Annotated in this window: 15 protein-coding genes; 8 read left to right on the forward strand and 7 right to left on the reverse strand. The window is 71.1% G+C overall.

From position 1 onward, the window contains the following. Positions 1 to 77: 77 nt before the first annotated feature. Positions 78 to 782, forward strand: a complete 705-nt coding sequence (locus KI385_RS10145) for a gamma-glutamyl-gamma-aminobutyrate hydrolase family protein (RefSeq protein WP_128509735.1) — start codon at positions 78 to 80, stop codon at positions 780 to 782. A gap of 30 nt (positions 783 to 812) precedes the next feature. Here KI385_RS10145 and KI385_RS10150 read toward each other — a convergent pair whose 3' ends face one another. Further along, positions 813 to 1,739 carry a LysR family transcriptional regulator gene (locus tag KI385_RS10150; protein WP_238571865.1) on the reverse strand — a complete coding sequence of 309 codons (927 nt, stop codon included), beginning with the start codon at positions 1,737 to 1,739 and terminating at the stop codon, positions 813 to 815. 110 nt (positions 1,740 to 1,849) lie between these two features. Here KI385_RS10150 and KI385_RS10155 point away from each other — a divergent pair, with 110 nt between their 5' ends. Further along, positions 1,850 to 2,998: a TDT family transporter gene (locus tag KI385_RS10155; RefSeq protein ID WP_238571866.1), complete on the forward strand. Its 1,149-nt coding sequence runs from the start codon at positions 1,850 to 1,852 to the stop codon at positions 2,996 to 2,998. 15 nt (positions 2,999 to 3,013) lie between these two features. On the opposite strand, the gene KI385_RS10160 is transcribed toward KI385_RS10155, so the two are convergent. From KI385_RS10160 to KI385_RS10175, 4 genes are all read right to left on the reverse strand, one after another. Then, positions 3,014 to 3,730 carry a helical backbone metal receptor gene (locus tag KI385_RS10160; RefSeq protein ID WP_238571867.1) on the reverse strand — a complete coding sequence of 239 codons (717 nt, stop codon included), beginning with the start codon at positions 3,728 to 3,730 and terminating at the stop codon, positions 3,014 to 3,016. A gap of 26 nt (positions 3,731 to 3,756) precedes the next feature. Then, positions 3,757 to 4,197: a hypothetical protein gene (locus KI385_RS10165; RefSeq protein ID WP_238571868.1), complete on the reverse strand. Its 441-nt coding sequence runs from the start codon at positions 4,195 to 4,197 to the stop codon at positions 3,757 to 3,759. A gap of 237 nt (positions 4,198 to 4,434) precedes the next feature. Further along, entirely contained in the window at positions 4,435 to 7,035 is a 2,601-nt protein-coding gene (locus KI385_RS10170) for an ABC transporter permease/substrate binding protein (protein WP_238571869.1), read from the reverse strand. Then, on the reverse strand, positions 7,028 to 8,227 hold the full coding sequence (locus tag KI385_RS10175) for a quaternary amine ABC transporter ATP-binding protein (protein ID WP_238571870.1): 1,200 nt from the start codon (positions 8,225 to 8,227) through the stop codon (positions 7,028 to 7,030). Before KI385_RS10175 ends, KI385_RS10170 begins: the two co-directional genes overlap by 8 nt. 227 nt (positions 8,228 to 8,454) lie before the next feature. On the opposite strand from KI385_RS10175, the gene KI385_RS10180 reads away from it, so the two are divergent. Further along, entirely contained in the window at positions 8,455 to 9,369 is a 915-nt protein-coding gene (locus tag KI385_RS10180) for a 5'-3' exonuclease (protein ID WP_238577643.1), read from the forward strand. A 49-nt stretch (positions 9,370 to 9,418) separates the two neighbouring features. Then, positions 9,419 to 10,276, forward strand: coding sequence for a siderophore-interacting protein (locus KI385_RS10185; protein ID WP_238571871.1), 858 nt, complete (start codon positions 9,419 to 9,421; stop codon positions 10,274 to 10,276). Between the two features lie 89 nt (positions 10,277 to 10,365). On the opposite strand, the gene KI385_RS10190 is transcribed toward KI385_RS10185, so the two are convergent. Beyond that, positions 10,366 to 11,061 (reverse strand): MerR family transcriptional regulator, encoded by a 696-nt coding sequence (locus KI385_RS10190; protein ID WP_238571872.1) that lies wholly within the window; start codon positions 11,059 to 11,061, stop codon positions 10,366 to 10,368. 194 nt (positions 11,062 to 11,255) lie between these two features. On the opposite strand from KI385_RS10190, the gene KI385_RS10195 reads away from it, so the two are divergent. The 3 genes from KI385_RS10195 to KI385_RS10205 all read left to right on the forward strand — a co-directional run bounded on the left by KI385_RS10195 (position 11,256) and on the right by KI385_RS10205 (position 13,178). Then, complete coding sequence (locus tag KI385_RS10195; protein ID WP_238577644.1) at positions 11,256 to 12,185, forward strand: hypothetical protein; 930 nt, start codon at positions 11,256 to 11,258, stop codon at positions 12,183 to 12,185. Continuing rightward, positions 12,182 to 12,676 (forward strand): ABA4-like family protein, encoded by a 495-nt coding sequence (locus KI385_RS10200; protein WP_238571873.1) that lies wholly within the window; start codon positions 12,182 to 12,184, stop codon positions 12,674 to 12,676. Before KI385_RS10195 ends, KI385_RS10200 begins: the two co-directional genes overlap by 4 nt. A gap of 223 nt (positions 12,677 to 12,899) precedes the next feature. After that, positions 12,900 to 13,178, forward strand: coding sequence for a hypothetical protein (locus KI385_RS10205; RefSeq protein WP_238571874.1), 279 nt, complete (start codon positions 12,900 to 12,902; stop codon positions 13,176 to 13,178). On the opposite strand, the gene KI385_RS10210 is transcribed toward KI385_RS10205, so the two are convergent. Next, positions 13,175 to 13,531, reverse strand: coding sequence for an L-rhamnose mutarotase (locus KI385_RS10210; protein WP_238571875.1), 357 nt, complete (start codon positions 13,529 to 13,531; stop codon positions 13,175 to 13,177). The two genes, KI385_RS10205 and KI385_RS10210, sit on opposite strands and share 4 nt — an antisense overlap. 288 nt (positions 13,532 to 13,819) lie before the next feature. Between KI385_RS10210 and KI385_RS10215 the strand changes: the two genes are divergently transcribed. Then, positions 13,820 to 14,938 carry an LLM class flavin-dependent oxidoreductase gene (locus KI385_RS10215; protein WP_238571876.1) on the forward strand — a complete coding sequence of 373 codons (1,119 nt, stop codon included), beginning with the start codon at positions 13,820 to 13,822 and terminating at the stop codon, positions 14,936 to 14,938. The last annotated feature ends 63 nt before the right edge of the window (positions 14,939 to 15,001 follow it).

Here is a 15,001-nt window from a genome sequence, read left to right on the forward strand (position 1 = left end):
AAACCGTTCTGCCGCCGGCCGGGTCCTCCCGGCCGGCGCCGACCGACCCGCATCGCACGCACGGAGGACGACACCCGATGTCCCAGCCGCTCATCGGCATCAGCACATATCAGGAAGAGGCCCGCTGGGGCGTCTGGACGCTGCCCGCCGCGCTGGTACCGGCCGGCTATCCGAAGCTGGTGCAGCGCTCGGGCGGGCTGCCCGCGCTGCTGCCGCCGGGTGACCCGGACAGCGCCGCGGCGACCGTGGCCCGCCTGGACGGGCTGGTGATCGCCGGTGGCGCGGATGTGCAGCCGTCACGCTACGGCGCGGAGCCGCACCCCAAGACCGGCCCGCCCGCCCTGGACCGGGACGCCTGGGAACTGGCCCTGATCGAGGCCGCGTTGGCGGGCGGCGTACCCCTGCTGGGCATCTGCCGCGGACTGCAGCTGCTGAACGTGGTGCTGGGCGGCACCCTCGTCCAGCACCTCGACGGGCACGCCGGGCCGCCCGGAGTCTTCGGACGGCACGACATCAAGCCGGTGCCCGGCACGCTGCTGGGCCGCACCCTGCCCGAGCCGGTCTCCGTACCGACGTACCACCACCAGGCGGTGGACCGGCTCGGCCGCGGGCTGCTGGCCTCGGCGTACGCGGAGGACGGCACCATCGAGGCGCTGGAGCTGCCCGAGGCGTACGGCTTCACACTCGCCGTGCAGTGGCACCCGGAGGCCGGGGACGACACCCGCGTCATGGACGCGCTGGTGGCCGCGGCGCGCCGGTCGGCGCACATCATCGAGGCATGAGGTCGTACGCCACCCCCGCGGGCTGAGACCTCAGCCCCCGCGGGTCAGCCCCAGCAGGTCGCGGGCCGGGCCCACGGGCCGCTGACCGGTCGGCCACACGGCCCGCAGATCGCGGCCTAGACGCAGTCCGCGCACCGGAATCTCGACCAGCCGGCGCGCGGTCAGCTCCTCGCCGACGGCGAGCTCACTGAGCACGGAAGGGGCCGCCTCGCTCACCACGGCCGCCTTCACCGCGGTGGTCGAGGCGAGTTCGAGGAGCGGCTCGGCCAGCCCGCCGTGCCCGCCGAGCGCCGCGTCCAGCACCTGGCGGGTACCGGAACCGCGCTCGCGCAGGATCAGCGGGGTCTCGGCCAGTTCCGCGGCGGTCAGCTCCGTACGGCGCCGGGTCCAGGGGTGGGACGGGGCGGCGACCACGACCAGCCGGTCGTGTCCGATGACCGCCCCGTCCAGCCCCGACGGCACATCCAGCCCCTCCACGAAACCGAGGTCCGCCTCGCCGCCCAGCAGCCGCTCGGCGACCACGCGGGAGTTCCCCGCGTGCAGCGATACGGCGGTCCCGGGCCGCTGCGCCCGCAGCGCGATCAGCCAGCCCGGCAGCAGATACTCGGCGATCGTCATGCTGGCCGCGACCCGCAGCCGGGAGTCGCGCCGCCCGCGCAGCGCCTGTGCGCCCGCGTCGAACGCCTCGGCCGCCTCCACCACCCGCCGCGCCCAGTCCGTCACCAGCGCCCCGGCGTCGGTGAGCCGGGATCCGCGCGGCGAGCGTTCGACCAGCGCCACCCCCAACTGCCGCTCCATCGAGCGGATACGGCTGCTGGCGGCGGGCTGGGAGATCCCCCGCGCCCGGGCGGCCCGCCCCAGGCTGCCGAGCCGGGCGACGGCGATCAGCAGCTCCAGCGCACCGAGGTCCGGGACCCGGTGCGACAGCGGTACGGCCGCGGGCTCGGCCTCACTCATCGGTCGGCCCCTCGTTCTCCTGCTCCATCCCCCTGCACATAACCCCAGCTTATGCCCTCATAGACGCGATGTCCCTGGTGGGGACGGTTCGGGGCGACGACGCTGTTCCCATGGCAACCCTCGCGCAAGCACCTTCCCGCAGCACGCCCGCCGCCGGCCCCGTAGCTCCCCGTACCCCGGCCTCGGTTCGCCATCTGGGTCCGAACTGGTACGCCGCCGTCATGGGCACGGCGATCGTCGCCAACGCCGGTGCGGCCCTGCCGCTCACCGCCCCCGGCCTGCGCACCGCCTACCAGGTCGTCTGGGCGCTGTCGGCGCTGATGTTGCTGACCCTGCTGGCCGCCCGGACCGTGCACTGGGTCCGGCACGGCGACCAGGCGCGCCGCCACCTGCTGGATCCGACCGTCGCCCCCTTCTACGGGTGCCTGGCCATGGCCCTGCTGGCGGTCGGCGGCGGCACCCTCGCGGTCGGCCGGGACCTGATCGGTGAACCCGCCGCGCTCGCCGCGGACGTCGTGCTGTGGACCCTGGGCACCGTCGTCGGACTCGTGGGCGCCGCGACCATCCCGTACCTGATGGTGACCCGGCACCGCATCGAACCGGGCAGCGCCACCCCGGTCTGGATCCTGCCGCTGGTCGCCCCCATGGTCTCGGCCGCGCTCGGCCCGGCCCTGATCCCGCATCTGCCGGCCGGCCAGTGGCGCCTGGCCCTCCTGCTGGCCTGCTACGCACTGTTCGGCATATCGCTGCTGGCCACCCTGCTCGTACTGCCGCTCGTCCTGAACCGGCTGATCCACCACGGGCCGCTGCCGCTCGCGCTGACCCCGACCCTGTTCCTCGTCCTCGGCCCGCTGGGCCAGTCCACCACCGCGGTGAACAACCTCGCCGACGCCGCGACCGGAGTCGTCGACACCTCGTACGCACACGCCATGAGCGCCTTCGCGGTGCTCTACGGCGTCCCCGTGACGGGCTTCGCCCTGCTGTGGCTGGCGATCGCCACCGCGATGGTGGTGCGCGCCTTCCGGGGCGGTATGGGCTTCGCGATGACCTGGTGGGGCTTCACCTTCCCGATCGGCACCTGTGTCACCGGTGCGGCGGGCCTGGCACGGCACACCGGACTGGACGCGTTCCACTGGCTCGCCGTGGGCCTGTTCACCGTCCTGGTGACGGCGGTGGCGGTGGCCGGCACCCGCACCGCATCCGGTCTGGCGCACGGCCGGCTGCTGGCGCCGCCGCAGCCGCAGCCGGTCCGGGCGTAGGGCGTACCCGCACACCTACCCGGCCCCGGCCAGCGCCTGTGACAGCACGCCCGGGGCCCGCAGCAGCGACGGCCCGTACCAGGTCAGATACCGGCCGCTGACCAGCGCGGCGGGCAGCGAGGGAAACGCCTCGGGCCCGTCGTCCGCGCCGAAGCGGTACGGCTCATCGGGCAGGACGACGAGATCCGCGGGGCAGGCCCGGAGTTCGTCCAGCGGGATGCGCGGATAGCGGTCGGCATGCCCGGCGTAGACGTTCCGCACCCCGAGGCGGGCCAGGAGATCACCGGCAAAGGTGTCCCGCCCCAGCACCATCCACGGCCGCCGCCAGATCGGCACCACCGCGGCCCGCTCGGCCGCCGGCACCGGCAGCTCGCGCCAGGCGGTCTCCGCGGCGTCCAGCCAGTCGGGCCTGGCCAGCCCACAGCCCCGCACCAGAACGCGCGCCAACTCGGACACCGCCTGTTCCAGGTTGCGGACCTCGGTCACCATGACGTTCAGCCCGGCCGCCCGCAGCGCAGCCAGGTCCTGCGGACGGTTCTCCTCCTCGTTGGCGATCACAAGGTCGGGCGCCAGAGCGGCGATCTTCCCGGTGTCGGGGTTCTTCGTACCGCCGATACGTGGCACCTCCAGCCCGGCCGGATGGCTGCACCAGTCGGTGGCCCCGACCAGCAGCTCGGGCGCACAGACGGCCACCGCCTCGGTGAGGGAGGGCACCAGGGAGATCACACGCATCCGTCAACGGTACGCGCCCGCGCCGCTCAGGACCGCCCGATGACACCACGGCGCAGCCCGTACGCCGCTCCGCCGGCCAGCACGAGGAGCGCCAGACCCCCTGCCGCCTGGGCCGTGTTCACCCCTTCGCCCCGGCCGCCCCGCACGGTGACGGTCTCGGTGAACCGCGCTCCACCGGGCGCACATTCGATGGTCACCTTGTACCGGCCCGGCGTCGCCCGCTCGGCGACCCTGGCACGGGCGGCCATCCCGCGTTCGCCCGGCCGCAGCACCACCGAGCCGAACAGCGTCGAGGCCGCCCGCGCGGCACCGGCCGGAGCGCACTGCCGGTCGTCACTGATGCTCACCCGTTGACCGGCCACCATCGGATTCGGCTCGACCTGAGCCGATGCGACGGGCGCGGCGATGCCCAAGGTGGTGACGCTGATCAGGGCAACGGCGGCTGTGCGTGCGGGTTTCACGACCATCTCCTTCGCCGGCCGCGACGGCGGCAACCACAAGGAAGAACCGGGATAAACAGCAGCGAATCACCCCTTCGATCGCGCCGCGACGCAAACGCGCCCGGTCGGGCGATCCCGCGCCGGCGGTCCGTGACGGACGGTGCCGCCGGCCCGCGGACGGGTCCGCACACAGCGAGCCCCGCCGTCCGGCCATACCGGAGGCGGGGCTCGTCGCACCACGGGTGAACTACGCGCCGTAGGCCGCTACTTCACCGGGGCCATCTTGTCCACGATGCCCGGATGGTCGGCGATCCACTTCTCGACGCCCGTGTTCTCCTGGCCCTTGCCGGCATCCTGGATGTCCTGCTCCAGGCTGCCGAGCTCCTCGGCGCTCATCTTCCAGTTCTTCAGCCAGCCGTGGAACTCCGGGAACTTCTTCGGGAAGCTCTTGTTGCCGAGCGTCTTGATCTGGTTGTTGGCGCCCCAGGTGCCCTTGGGGTCGGCGAGCTTGGTGAGCTGGTACTTGCTGTACGCCCAGTGCGGCGACCACAGCACGACCGCGATGGGCTCCTTCTTGTGGTACGCCCGGTCCAGCTCCGCGAGCATCGCGCTGGTGCCGGCCGAGGTGACCTCGAAGTCCTGCAGTCCGTACGCGGGCGCCACGGTGTCCTTGAGGCGCTTCATCTCGCCGGTACCCGGCTCGATCCCGATGATCTTGCCCTTGAACTCGTCCTTGTGCTCGCGCAGATCGTCGAGGGTCTTCACGCCCTTGACGTAGGACGGGACCGCGATCTCCAGCGAGGTCTTGTCGTACCAGGGCCCGACATCGACAAGATCCTTCTTGTACGTGTCCCAGTACTGCTTCTGCGCGACCGGCAGCCAGCCGTCCGTCTCGACATCGATCTGCCCCGTGGACAGCCCCGTCCACATCGGCCCGACATCGAGGTTACGGATGTTCGGCTTGTAGCCGCGCTTCTCCAGGACGTTCTTCCACAGGTACGTGGTGGCGATGCCCTCGTCCCACGCGGGGTAGCCGATGTTCGGCGCCTTGCCCGCGTCCTTGCCCTTGGCGTACGTGGCACCGGCGGACGGCGCGACCTTCTCGACCAGGCCGGGGTTCTTCTTCAGCCAGGTCCGCACGCCGTCCTGCTCATGTCCCTCACCGGCGCCCTTGATGTCGTTCTCCAGGCTGGTGAGCTGCTTCTCGTCCAGGTGGAAGTTCTTCATCCACTTGGCGACCTCGGGCTCGTCCTTGGCGAAGCCCTTACGGCCCAGCAGGTGCAGGCCGTCACCGGAGCCGAAGGAGCCCTTGGGGTCCTTGAGCTTGGTGAGCGGGTACTTGTCGTACGCCCAGTGCGGCGACCACAGCGTGACCGCGATCGGCTTCTTGGCGTGCAGGGAGCGGTCCAGCTCGCTGAGCATGGATGCGGTGGAGGACTCCTGGACCTTGTACTCGCCGCCCAGGCCGTAGTCCTTGAGCACCTTCTCCTTGAGGATCTTCATCTCGCCGGCGCCCGGCTCGATGCCGGTGATCTTGCCGCCGAACTCGCCGCCCTTGCCCTTGAGGTCGTCGAGGGTCTTGACGTCCTTCATGTAGGACGGGACCGCGATCTCCAGGGAGGTCTTGTCGTACCAGGCGCCGAGGTCCTCCAGCTTGTCCTTGTACTTCTTCCAGTACGAGGCGTGGGTCGTCGGCAGCCAGGCGTTGGTCTGTACGTCGATGTCACCGCGTGCCTGCCCGGCGAACAGCGGGCCGGCCTCCAGGGCCTGCACCGTGGACTTGTAGCCGCGCTCCTCGAGGATTTCCTTCCACAGATACGTGGTGGCCTTGCCCTCGTCCCAGTTGACGTAGCCGAGGCTGATCGGACGGCCGTTGCCGCCGCCGGCCCGACCGCCGCCCTTGCCGAACATGCCCATACCGCCGGCGAGCAGCGCGAGCACGACCACACCGACCATCGCCACGGAGGTGGCGGGCCGCCACTGCAGGAACTTCACCCCGCCGAGCGCCGCCTGCGCCTTGGCCAGCGCCCGCCGGCCGAGCGGGGAGACCCGCTGGTTGAGCGCGCCGGTCATCCGGTCCAGGTACATGGCGAGGATGACGACCGCGAGGCCGGCCTCGGCGCCCAGGGCCACATTGACCGAGCTGATCGCGTTGTAGACGGAGGAGCCGAGACCGCCGCCGCCGACCATGCCGGCGATGACGACCATGGACAGCGCCAGCATGATGACCTGGTTGATACCGGCCATGATCGTGGGCAGCGCCAGCGGCAGCTGCACACGGAAGAGCGTGCTCCGCGGGTGGGTGCCGAACGCCTCGGCCGCCTCGACCAGTTCCGGGTCGACCTGCCGGATGCCGAGCTCCGTCATCCGGACCGCGGGCGGCATGGAGAAGACGATGGTGGCGACGATGCCGGGGACGACACCGAGGCCGAAGAAGAGGATGCCGGGGATGAGGTAGACCATCGCCGGCATCGTCTGCATCAGGTCCAGGACCGGGCGCAGCGCCCCGCCGACGACCCGGCTGCGGGCCGCCCAGATACCGAGCGGCACCGCGATCACGACGGTGATCAGGCAGGCCACCAGCACCAGCGAGAGCGACTCGATGGTCGGGCCCCACTGTTCGATCGAATCGATCAGGGCGAACCCGAGGAAGGTGAGCAGGGCGGCCGGCAGACCGCGCAGCCACCAGGCGAGCACCGCGAGGATGCCGGCCAGCAGCAGCGGTTCGGGCGCGGCCAGGACCGTGTGAATCGCGTCGTAGAGGCCGTTCAGGACCTTTGTGATGAGGGTGAACAGCCAGTCGAGGTTGTCGCGCAGCCAGTTGACGGCGTCATTCGCCCAGCTGCCTATCTGGATCCTAGGCACCGGCGATCACCTTGTCCTCGGGCTTGTCGTCCACGGGCCCGTCCTCCGCCGGCTTCTTGTCGAGCTGGGCCGCCGTACCGTCCGCGGCCGCGGCCTGGGCGGGGACGCCAGGAGTCGCGCCCTGGTCGGCGGGCTCACCGAGGACGGCGAGCAGCCGCTCGGCCGCCACGGCACCGACCAGTTCGCCGTTCGCGTCGATCACGGCGACCGGCACGGTGCTGGTCGAGGAGGGGGTGAACAGCTCGACGAGGGGGGTGTCGACGCCGACCGTCGCGGGCGCGGCGGCGCGGAACTCCGCGCCGGTGCCGAGCTTCTTGCCGTCCGGGGTCGTGCTGCCGAGCACGGTGCCGACCTCGGCCATGATCGCGCCGGCGGTCAGCACCCGGGTGCGGTCCACGTCCTGGGTGAAGGAGGCGACATAGTCGTTGGCCGGTGTGACGAGGATGTCCTCGGCGCTGCCGATCTGTACGATCCGGCCGTCCCGCATCACCGCGATCTTGTCGCCGAGGCGCATCGCCTCGTTGAGGTCGTGGGTGATGAAGACGATGGTCTTCTTGAGGGTCTTCTGCAGTTCGAGCAGCTGGTCCTGCATATCGCGGCGGATCAGCGGGTCGAGCGCGCTGAAGGACTCGTCCATCAGCAGCAGATCGGCGTTGGTGGCCAGCGCCCGGGCCAGGCCCACGCGCTGCTGCATACCGCCGGACAGCTCGTCGGGCCAGGACTTCTCCCAGCCCTTGAGACCGGTGAGCTCCAGCGCCTCGGTGGCGCGCCGCTCACGCTCGGCGCGCGGTACTCCCTGGACCTCCAGCCCGTAGGCGGCGTTCTCCAGCACACTGCGGTGCGGGAAGAGCGCGAAGTGCTGGAAGACCATGGAGATCTTCTCGGAGCGGACCTTGCGCAGTTCCTTGTCGCTGAGCGAGGTGAGGTCCTGGCCGTCGAACCGGACGGTTCCCGCGGTCGGCTCCAGCAGCCCGTTGAGCATGCGCAGCAGCGTGGACTTGCCGGATCCGGACAGGCCCATGACGACGAAAATCTGGCCCTCGTCCACCTCGATCGAGGCGTCGATCACCGCGGCGGTGGTGCCTTCCGCCCGCAGCTCATCCCGGTCGGCGCCGGCTTCGAGCCGCTGGACCGCGTCCTCGGGTCGTCTGCCGAACACTTTGTACAGGTGCTCGGCTTGCAGCCTGGACACATATACCTCTCTTGTCGCACGAGAAACGACCTGCCACCCCCGTAGACAGGTCGTGGAGCGGGACGGGTTCGGCCCGCCTTTACCGGTGGAAATGTTGAATCTCGACCGGGTCCGCTCCGGCTGCGCGCCTGCCCTCCTTTATGGGGCTCAAACACGACGGTGATTCAGCTCACATCTGTGTGACGTATGGGGCATACGGCATCATGCGGGATGTGACTCGACGCCTGATGCTCCTCGATACCGCCTCCCTCTACTTCCGCGCCTATTTCGGGGTACCGGAATCGGTCAAGGCTCCGGACGGCACCCCGGTGAACGCGGTACGCGGTCTGCTGGACTTCATCGCCCGGCTCGTCCAGGACCACCACCCCGATGACCTGGTCGCCTGCATGGACTTCGACTGGCGCCCGCAGTGGCGGGTCGATCTGATCCCCTCCTACAAGGCGCACCGGGTCGCCGAGGAGGCCCCGGCCGGCTCCGCCGAGCCCGACGAGGAAGAGATTCCGGACACTCTCTCGCCGCAGGTTCCGATCATCGAGGACGTCCTGGACGCGCTCGGTATCGCCCGTATCGGCTCGGCCGGCTACGAGGCCGACGACATCATCGGCACCCTGACCGCAGGGGCGAAGGGCCCGGTCGACATCGTCACCGGCGACCGCGACCTCTTCCAGCTCGTCGACGACCGGCGCGGCATCCGCATCCTCTATCCCCTCAAGGGCGTCGGCACCCTGCAGATCACCGACGAGGCGCTGCTGCGCGAGAAGTACGGGGTGGACGGGCCCGGCTACGCCGATCTGGCGCTGCTGCGCGGCGACCCCAGCGACGGCCTGCCCGGCGTACCCGGCATCGGCGAGAAGACCGCCGCCAAGCTGCTGGCCACCTACGGCGACCTGGCGGGCATCATGGCCGCGGCCGACGACCCCACGTCGAAGGTGACCCCCGTCCAGCGCAAGCGCCTGCTGGAGGCGCGCCCCTACCTTGCGGTCGCCCCCAAGGTCGTCAAGGTGGCCACCGATGTGCCGGTTCCCGAGGTCGACCACACGCTGCCGGCCGAACCGGCCGATCCCGAGCGCCTGGAGGCGCTGGCCGGACAGTGGGGTCTCGGCGGGGCCTTGCAGCGGCTGCTCCTCACCCTTGGCCGATGACCTGTTAGGTTAGGTATACCTAATTACCATCGCGTCAGGGGAGATTGCCGTGGCAGCAGAGCGTCCGTCCCGCAAGAAGCCCGCACTGCACCGCGCCCGGGTGCAGCGCACCGAGCAGCTCACCCCGCACATGGTCCGTGTGGTGCTCGGCGGTGAGGGGCTGGCGGAGTTCGCCGCGGGCGAGTACTCCGACCACTACGTCAAGCTGGTCTTTCCGCTGCCCGGCGTGGACTACCCCGAGCCGTTCGACATCGCACAGATCCGTGCGGAGTTCCCGCGCGACCGGTGGCCCCGGACCCGTACGTACACCGTCCGCGCCTGGGACGCCGGGACCGGCGAGCTGACCGTGGACTTCGTGGTGCACGGCGACGAGGGCCTGGCCGGGCCGTGGGCGGCGGCCGTACAGCCGGGCGAGGAGATCTTCCTTCTCGGCCCCGGCGGTGCATACGTCCCGGAGGCCGGCGCCGACTGGCATCTGCTGGCGGGCGACGAGAGCGCACTTCCGGCCATCGCGGCCTCGCTGGCCCGCATACCCGCGGGCGTTCCCGTGCACGCCTTCATCGAGGTGGCGGGCCCGGAGGAGCGCCAGGAACTGGAGGTTCCGGCCGGTACCGAGATCAGCTGGCTGTACCGTGGCGGCGCCCCCGTCGGCCGTGAACTGGTCGCCGCCGTACGGGCGTTGGAGTTCCCGGCCGGCCAGGTCCAGGCGTTCGTCCATGGCGAGGCCGGCTTTGTGAAGGAACTGCGCCGGCTGCTCCGCGTCGAGCGGGGGATCCCCCGCGAGGCCCTGTCCATCTCCGGCTACTGGCGCACCGGCCACGACGAGGACGGCTGGCAGGCCGCCAAGCGTGACTGGAACCAGCAGGTCGAGGCCGAGCAGGAGTCCGCCACGGCGGCGGCCTCCTGACCCTGCCCCAGGAAGCGGGCTCCTCCCGGGCGGCGGCCCCGCCGCCCGATCACCCGCACCACGACCGAAGACCCTCCAGGTAGCGCGCGTTATCGGCCGCCGGTACCCGGGGCCGCGCCACCATCCTCGGCGCCGGCACCCGGGGCCGCGCCACCATCCTCGGCCTCCTCGAACCGGCGGGCCGAGGCATCCACATGCGCGAGCCGGCGCATCGCCGAGAGCACCGCGTCCCCCAGCACGGTCCCCACCACGACGCTCTCCACCAGCCCGTCGACCTCCGCATTGCGCCCCACCCACGCCAGATCGGCGGCGGCCACCCGCTCACAGGCCTCCGCGTAGTCGTCCACGATCTCCTCGAACTCGCCGTGCCCGATGCCACGGAAGGTGGCCAGCGCGACGGCCAGCGCCTCGGCGGACGGATGTTCCGGCTCGACCTGCCAGCCGCGCCGGCGGATCATCTCCGCCACCTTCCGCCGCACCTCCGGCATGCCCTCCGGCTCGGCGACGGGCGGCGGGGTGATGGCGTGCTGCGCCGCGCCGAGCACCTTGTGCACCGACTCCTCCGGTGAGTCGACGGCGGCCAGCACCTCGCGGACGACCGAGACCGAAAGCCCCCCGACGTCCATCAGCCCGCGGATCAGCCGCAGCCTGCGGACGTGACTGTCGTCGTAGCTGGCCTGGTTGGGGCTGGTCAGCCGGCCCGCGGGCAACAGCCCCTCGCGGACGTAGTACTTGATCGTCGGGATCGCGACACCCGTCTCGCGACTCAACTCCCCGATGCGCATCTGCCGCCCTTTCCCGCGCCGGGCCCATATCCCGCCGCTCCGTACATACCGGGCGCCCCCGCTCTCTCCCGGCCTTGCCAATCCGGTCCCCATCATAGATAGTCCAGCTATCAGATAGCAGTAAGCGCTACTATCTATTCCGCTGGGGGACCCGTATGTCCAGATATCGTTCGCTGCTCGCCTTCTCCTGGGCGATGGCCGCACTCGCGGTCGTCGCGGCGGTCGGGATGATCGTCGACGACCGGGTCCTGGTCGGCTCACCGATCTGGTTCAAGCCGTTCAAGTTCGCGGTGTCGTTCGTCGCCTACGGGCTGACGCTCGCCTGGATGCTCTCCCGGCGCGCCGGCCGGAGCCGGGTCGGCGAGTGGGCCGCACACACCGTCGTGGTCGCCGGAGTCGCCGAGATGGCCATCATCACGGCACAGACCATCCGCGGCCGACGCAGCCACTTCAACGCCGAAACCCCGCTGGACCAGGCCCTGTTCGCCATCATGGGAATCACCATCGCGGTCCTGTGGACGGCCACCCTCGTGATCGCGATCCTGCTGTTCCGGGCCCGGCTGGGCGACCGGGCCACCACCTGGGCGATCCGGCTCGGCCTGCTGCTCGCGCTGGTCGGACTGGCGCTCGGCGCGCTGATGCTGGGGCCCACCCCGGAGCAGCAGGCCGCGGGCGGTCTGCACACCGTGGTCGGCGCACACAGCGTCGGCGTCCCGGACGGCGGCCCGGCCATGCCGCTGACCGGCTGGAACACCACCGGCGGCGATCTGCGTATCCCGCACTTCGTCGGCATGCACGCCCTCCAGGCGCTGCCCCTGTTCCTGTACGGGATCGAGTCGCTGGCCGGGCGCTTCACCCGGCTGCGGAGCGATCGGGTACGACTGCGCCTGGTGCTGGTCGCGGCCGGCTTCCTCACCGCGCTGCTGACGCTGGTGACCTGGCAGGCGCTGCGCGGCCAGGCACTGGTCCACCCGGACGGGGCAACGCTCGGCGCGCTCGCGGCCCTCGTTGCGGCCACCTCGATCGGCACGTACGCGGCGCTGCGACGGCCCGCACCCGCCGACGACGAAGGCGACGCCCAGTCCACTCAATCCCCCACGTCCCCTACGGAGTTGACGGCATGACGAGCAGCACCCTCTTCGATCTGGCCTTCTTTCTCGCGGCGCCGTTCTGGGCGCTGCTGATCCTGGCGCCCGGTTGGCGCTGGACCGACCGGATCGCCGCCTCACCCCTTCCGATGGTGCCGGTCATCGCGGTCTATCTCGCCCTGGCCGTCCCGGTGTTCCCGCAGTTGTGGGCCGCCGTCAGCCGCCCGGATCTGGCGGGCTTCCAGGAGTTGCTGCGGCTCGGTGGCGGGGCCGGCGCGATCTGGGCGCAGGTGATCGCATGGGATCTGTTCCTGGGGCAGTGGATGTACCGGGAGGCCCGCGCACTGGGGATCCATCCGCTGGTGATGGGGCCGCTGCTGGTGCTGACCGTGCTGCTCTCCCCCATCGGCGTACTGCTCTTCATCGGCATCCGCGCGGGCGTCCGCCTCCGGGCGCGCCGGCGCCCCGACCTTCGGCAGGCCGGGGCGCCCGGGGCCGAGGAGAACCGACAACTTTTCGTTCCTTGATCTCGCCCGCCGCACTGTCCGCCGTCGCGCCCGACCCCGGCCGCGCGCCGGACCAGCTCTCCGCTCGCGGCCGGCAGCGCCGGCTGATCGTCGCCCTGCACCCCAGCATCACCCGCCCCGCGGACGAGCCCGCACCGGACCACCCGGCGCCCGGGCCCACCACATCCACCGAGGCGCCGACATCCAGGGCCCGGCGGCCTCGGTCACCCCCGACGGGTTCGCGGTGCTGCTGCGCGCGCTGGGCGTCACCGACACGATGGCCGTGGGCGACCGGCTGCGCGTCGAACTGCCGGGCGTGGACCCGCTGGACGCGGTCATCGACTACCGCACCGAGCACTTCCTCGGACTGCGCACCGACGCCGGGCTCTACCGCTCGTTCGGACGCAACGCCTTCAAGGCACCGGTCGGCATCACCCTCCATCTGTTCGACGGCACCGGCGAGGGCGACGGGCAGAAGGCGGGCGGGCCCGCGGCACCCGGGCCATCTCGTACGGGCTCCTAGTCGTGGTGGAAGACCTCCCGCATCGGTGTCCACCACTCCCCCGGTACGGCGCCCTCGGTCTGCTCCTGGCAGGGGTCGGTGAGCCGCCACCACCGCTGGGTCACGGGGTCGGCGGCCATCTTGGCCATGTCGGCGGCGTAGTCGTCGCCGATGTACTCGACGTACGAGAACAGCACCTCGCCCTCAAGGAAGATCGAGTAGTTACGGAGATTGCAGGCGGTGATCGTCGCGAGCACCTCCGGCCAGGCCTCCGCATGCAGGCGCAGATACTGTTCGCGGTGTTCCGGGCGCAGTTTGATGAGCTTTCCGAAGCGCCGCACGGGGGTGGCTTTTTCGCCGCTTGTCACACTCATGGCGGCATCCTCCATCAACCGTCCCGCCCGCAACACCCGCTCACCCGGCCCCACGAACTCCGCGGCACCGTCCGGCAATTGGTTGACGGCACATACATCTACCTGTTCCACTGACCTCATGCGTCCTCAGCAGCGGCTGGTCACCCGCGACCACATCGACTTCGGTCGAGTGTGGTCGGCCTCCTGTTGCCACTGACTTCTCCGTAGCGCCCCCTCCCCCGCCGTACGGCTCTTCCGTACGGCCGCATGCCCACAGCGCATGTCCTACGAGAAGACGAGGCCACACCCATGCCTGTCGAGTTCCTCGGCATTGCCGCGACCAACGACGGTTCCGAAGTCTCCCCGCGCTCCGGCGCGTCCTTCGACAAGGACTACACACTCAAGCTGGCCCGCGCCCATGAGGAGTACGGCTGGGACCGGGTGCTGTTCGCCTACGGCTCCGGCTCCCCCGACCCGTCACCGGCCGCCGCCTATATCGCCGCGCGCACCGAGACCCTGCAACTCCTGGTGGCCCACCGCCCCAACGTCTCCTATCCGACGTTCGCCGCGAAGACCTTCGCCACCCTGGACCGGATCAGCGACGGCCGGCTCGCCGTGCACTTCATCACCGGCGGCAACGACCATGAGCAGGGCCGCGAGGGCGACACCCTCACCAAGGACGAGCGCTACGACCGCACCCGCGAGTACATCCGCATCGTCAAGAAGATCTGGACCACCCACGAGCCCTTCGACCACGAGGGCACCCACTACCGCTTCCATGACTTCGTCTCGGACACCTTCCCCGTCCAACAGCCGCATCCGCGGGTGTCGTTCGGGGGTTCCTCGCCGGCGGCGTACGCGGCGGGCGGCGCCGAGGCGGACATCTACTGCCTGTGGGGCGAACCGCTGGCGCAGACCGCCGAGCAGATCGCCTCGGTGAAGGCGGCGGCACAGGCGGCCGGGCGCAGCGACGTACCCCGGATCCAGGTCGCGTTCCGGCCGATCATCGCGCCCACCGAGGAGCTGGCCTGGGAGAAGGCGCACCGCACACTGGAGCGGATCAAGGCACGCAAGGCGGGCGGCGCGCTCAGCCGCCGGCACCCGCTGACGAACCCGCAGAACGCCGGGTCGCAGCGGCTGCTCGCGGTGGCCGCCGAGGGGGAACGGCACGACCGGGCGCTGTGGACCCCGACCGCCGCGGAGACCGGCGGCGCGGGCAACTCCACCGCCCTGGTCGGCACCCCGGAGACCGTCGCCCAGGCCCTGCTCGACTACTACGACCTGGGCGTGGACATCCTCTCGGCCCGCGGCTACGACCTGCTCGACGACGCCATCGACTTCGGCCGGTATGTCATCCCGATCGTCCGCGAGGAGGTCGCCAAGCGCGACGCGGAGCGCGCGGCCACCGGCTCACGACAGGCGTCGTAGCGGCCGGCCGGCCTTGAACCGACAGCAGGCGGCGCCGCGCCCCCGATCGAAGGGGACGCGGCG

It is taken from the genome of Streptomyces inhibens, assembly GCF_022221585.1.
Taxonomy (GTDB): domain Bacteria; phylum Actinomycetota; class Actinomycetes; order Streptomycetales; family Streptomycetaceae; genus Streptomyces; species Streptomyces inhibens.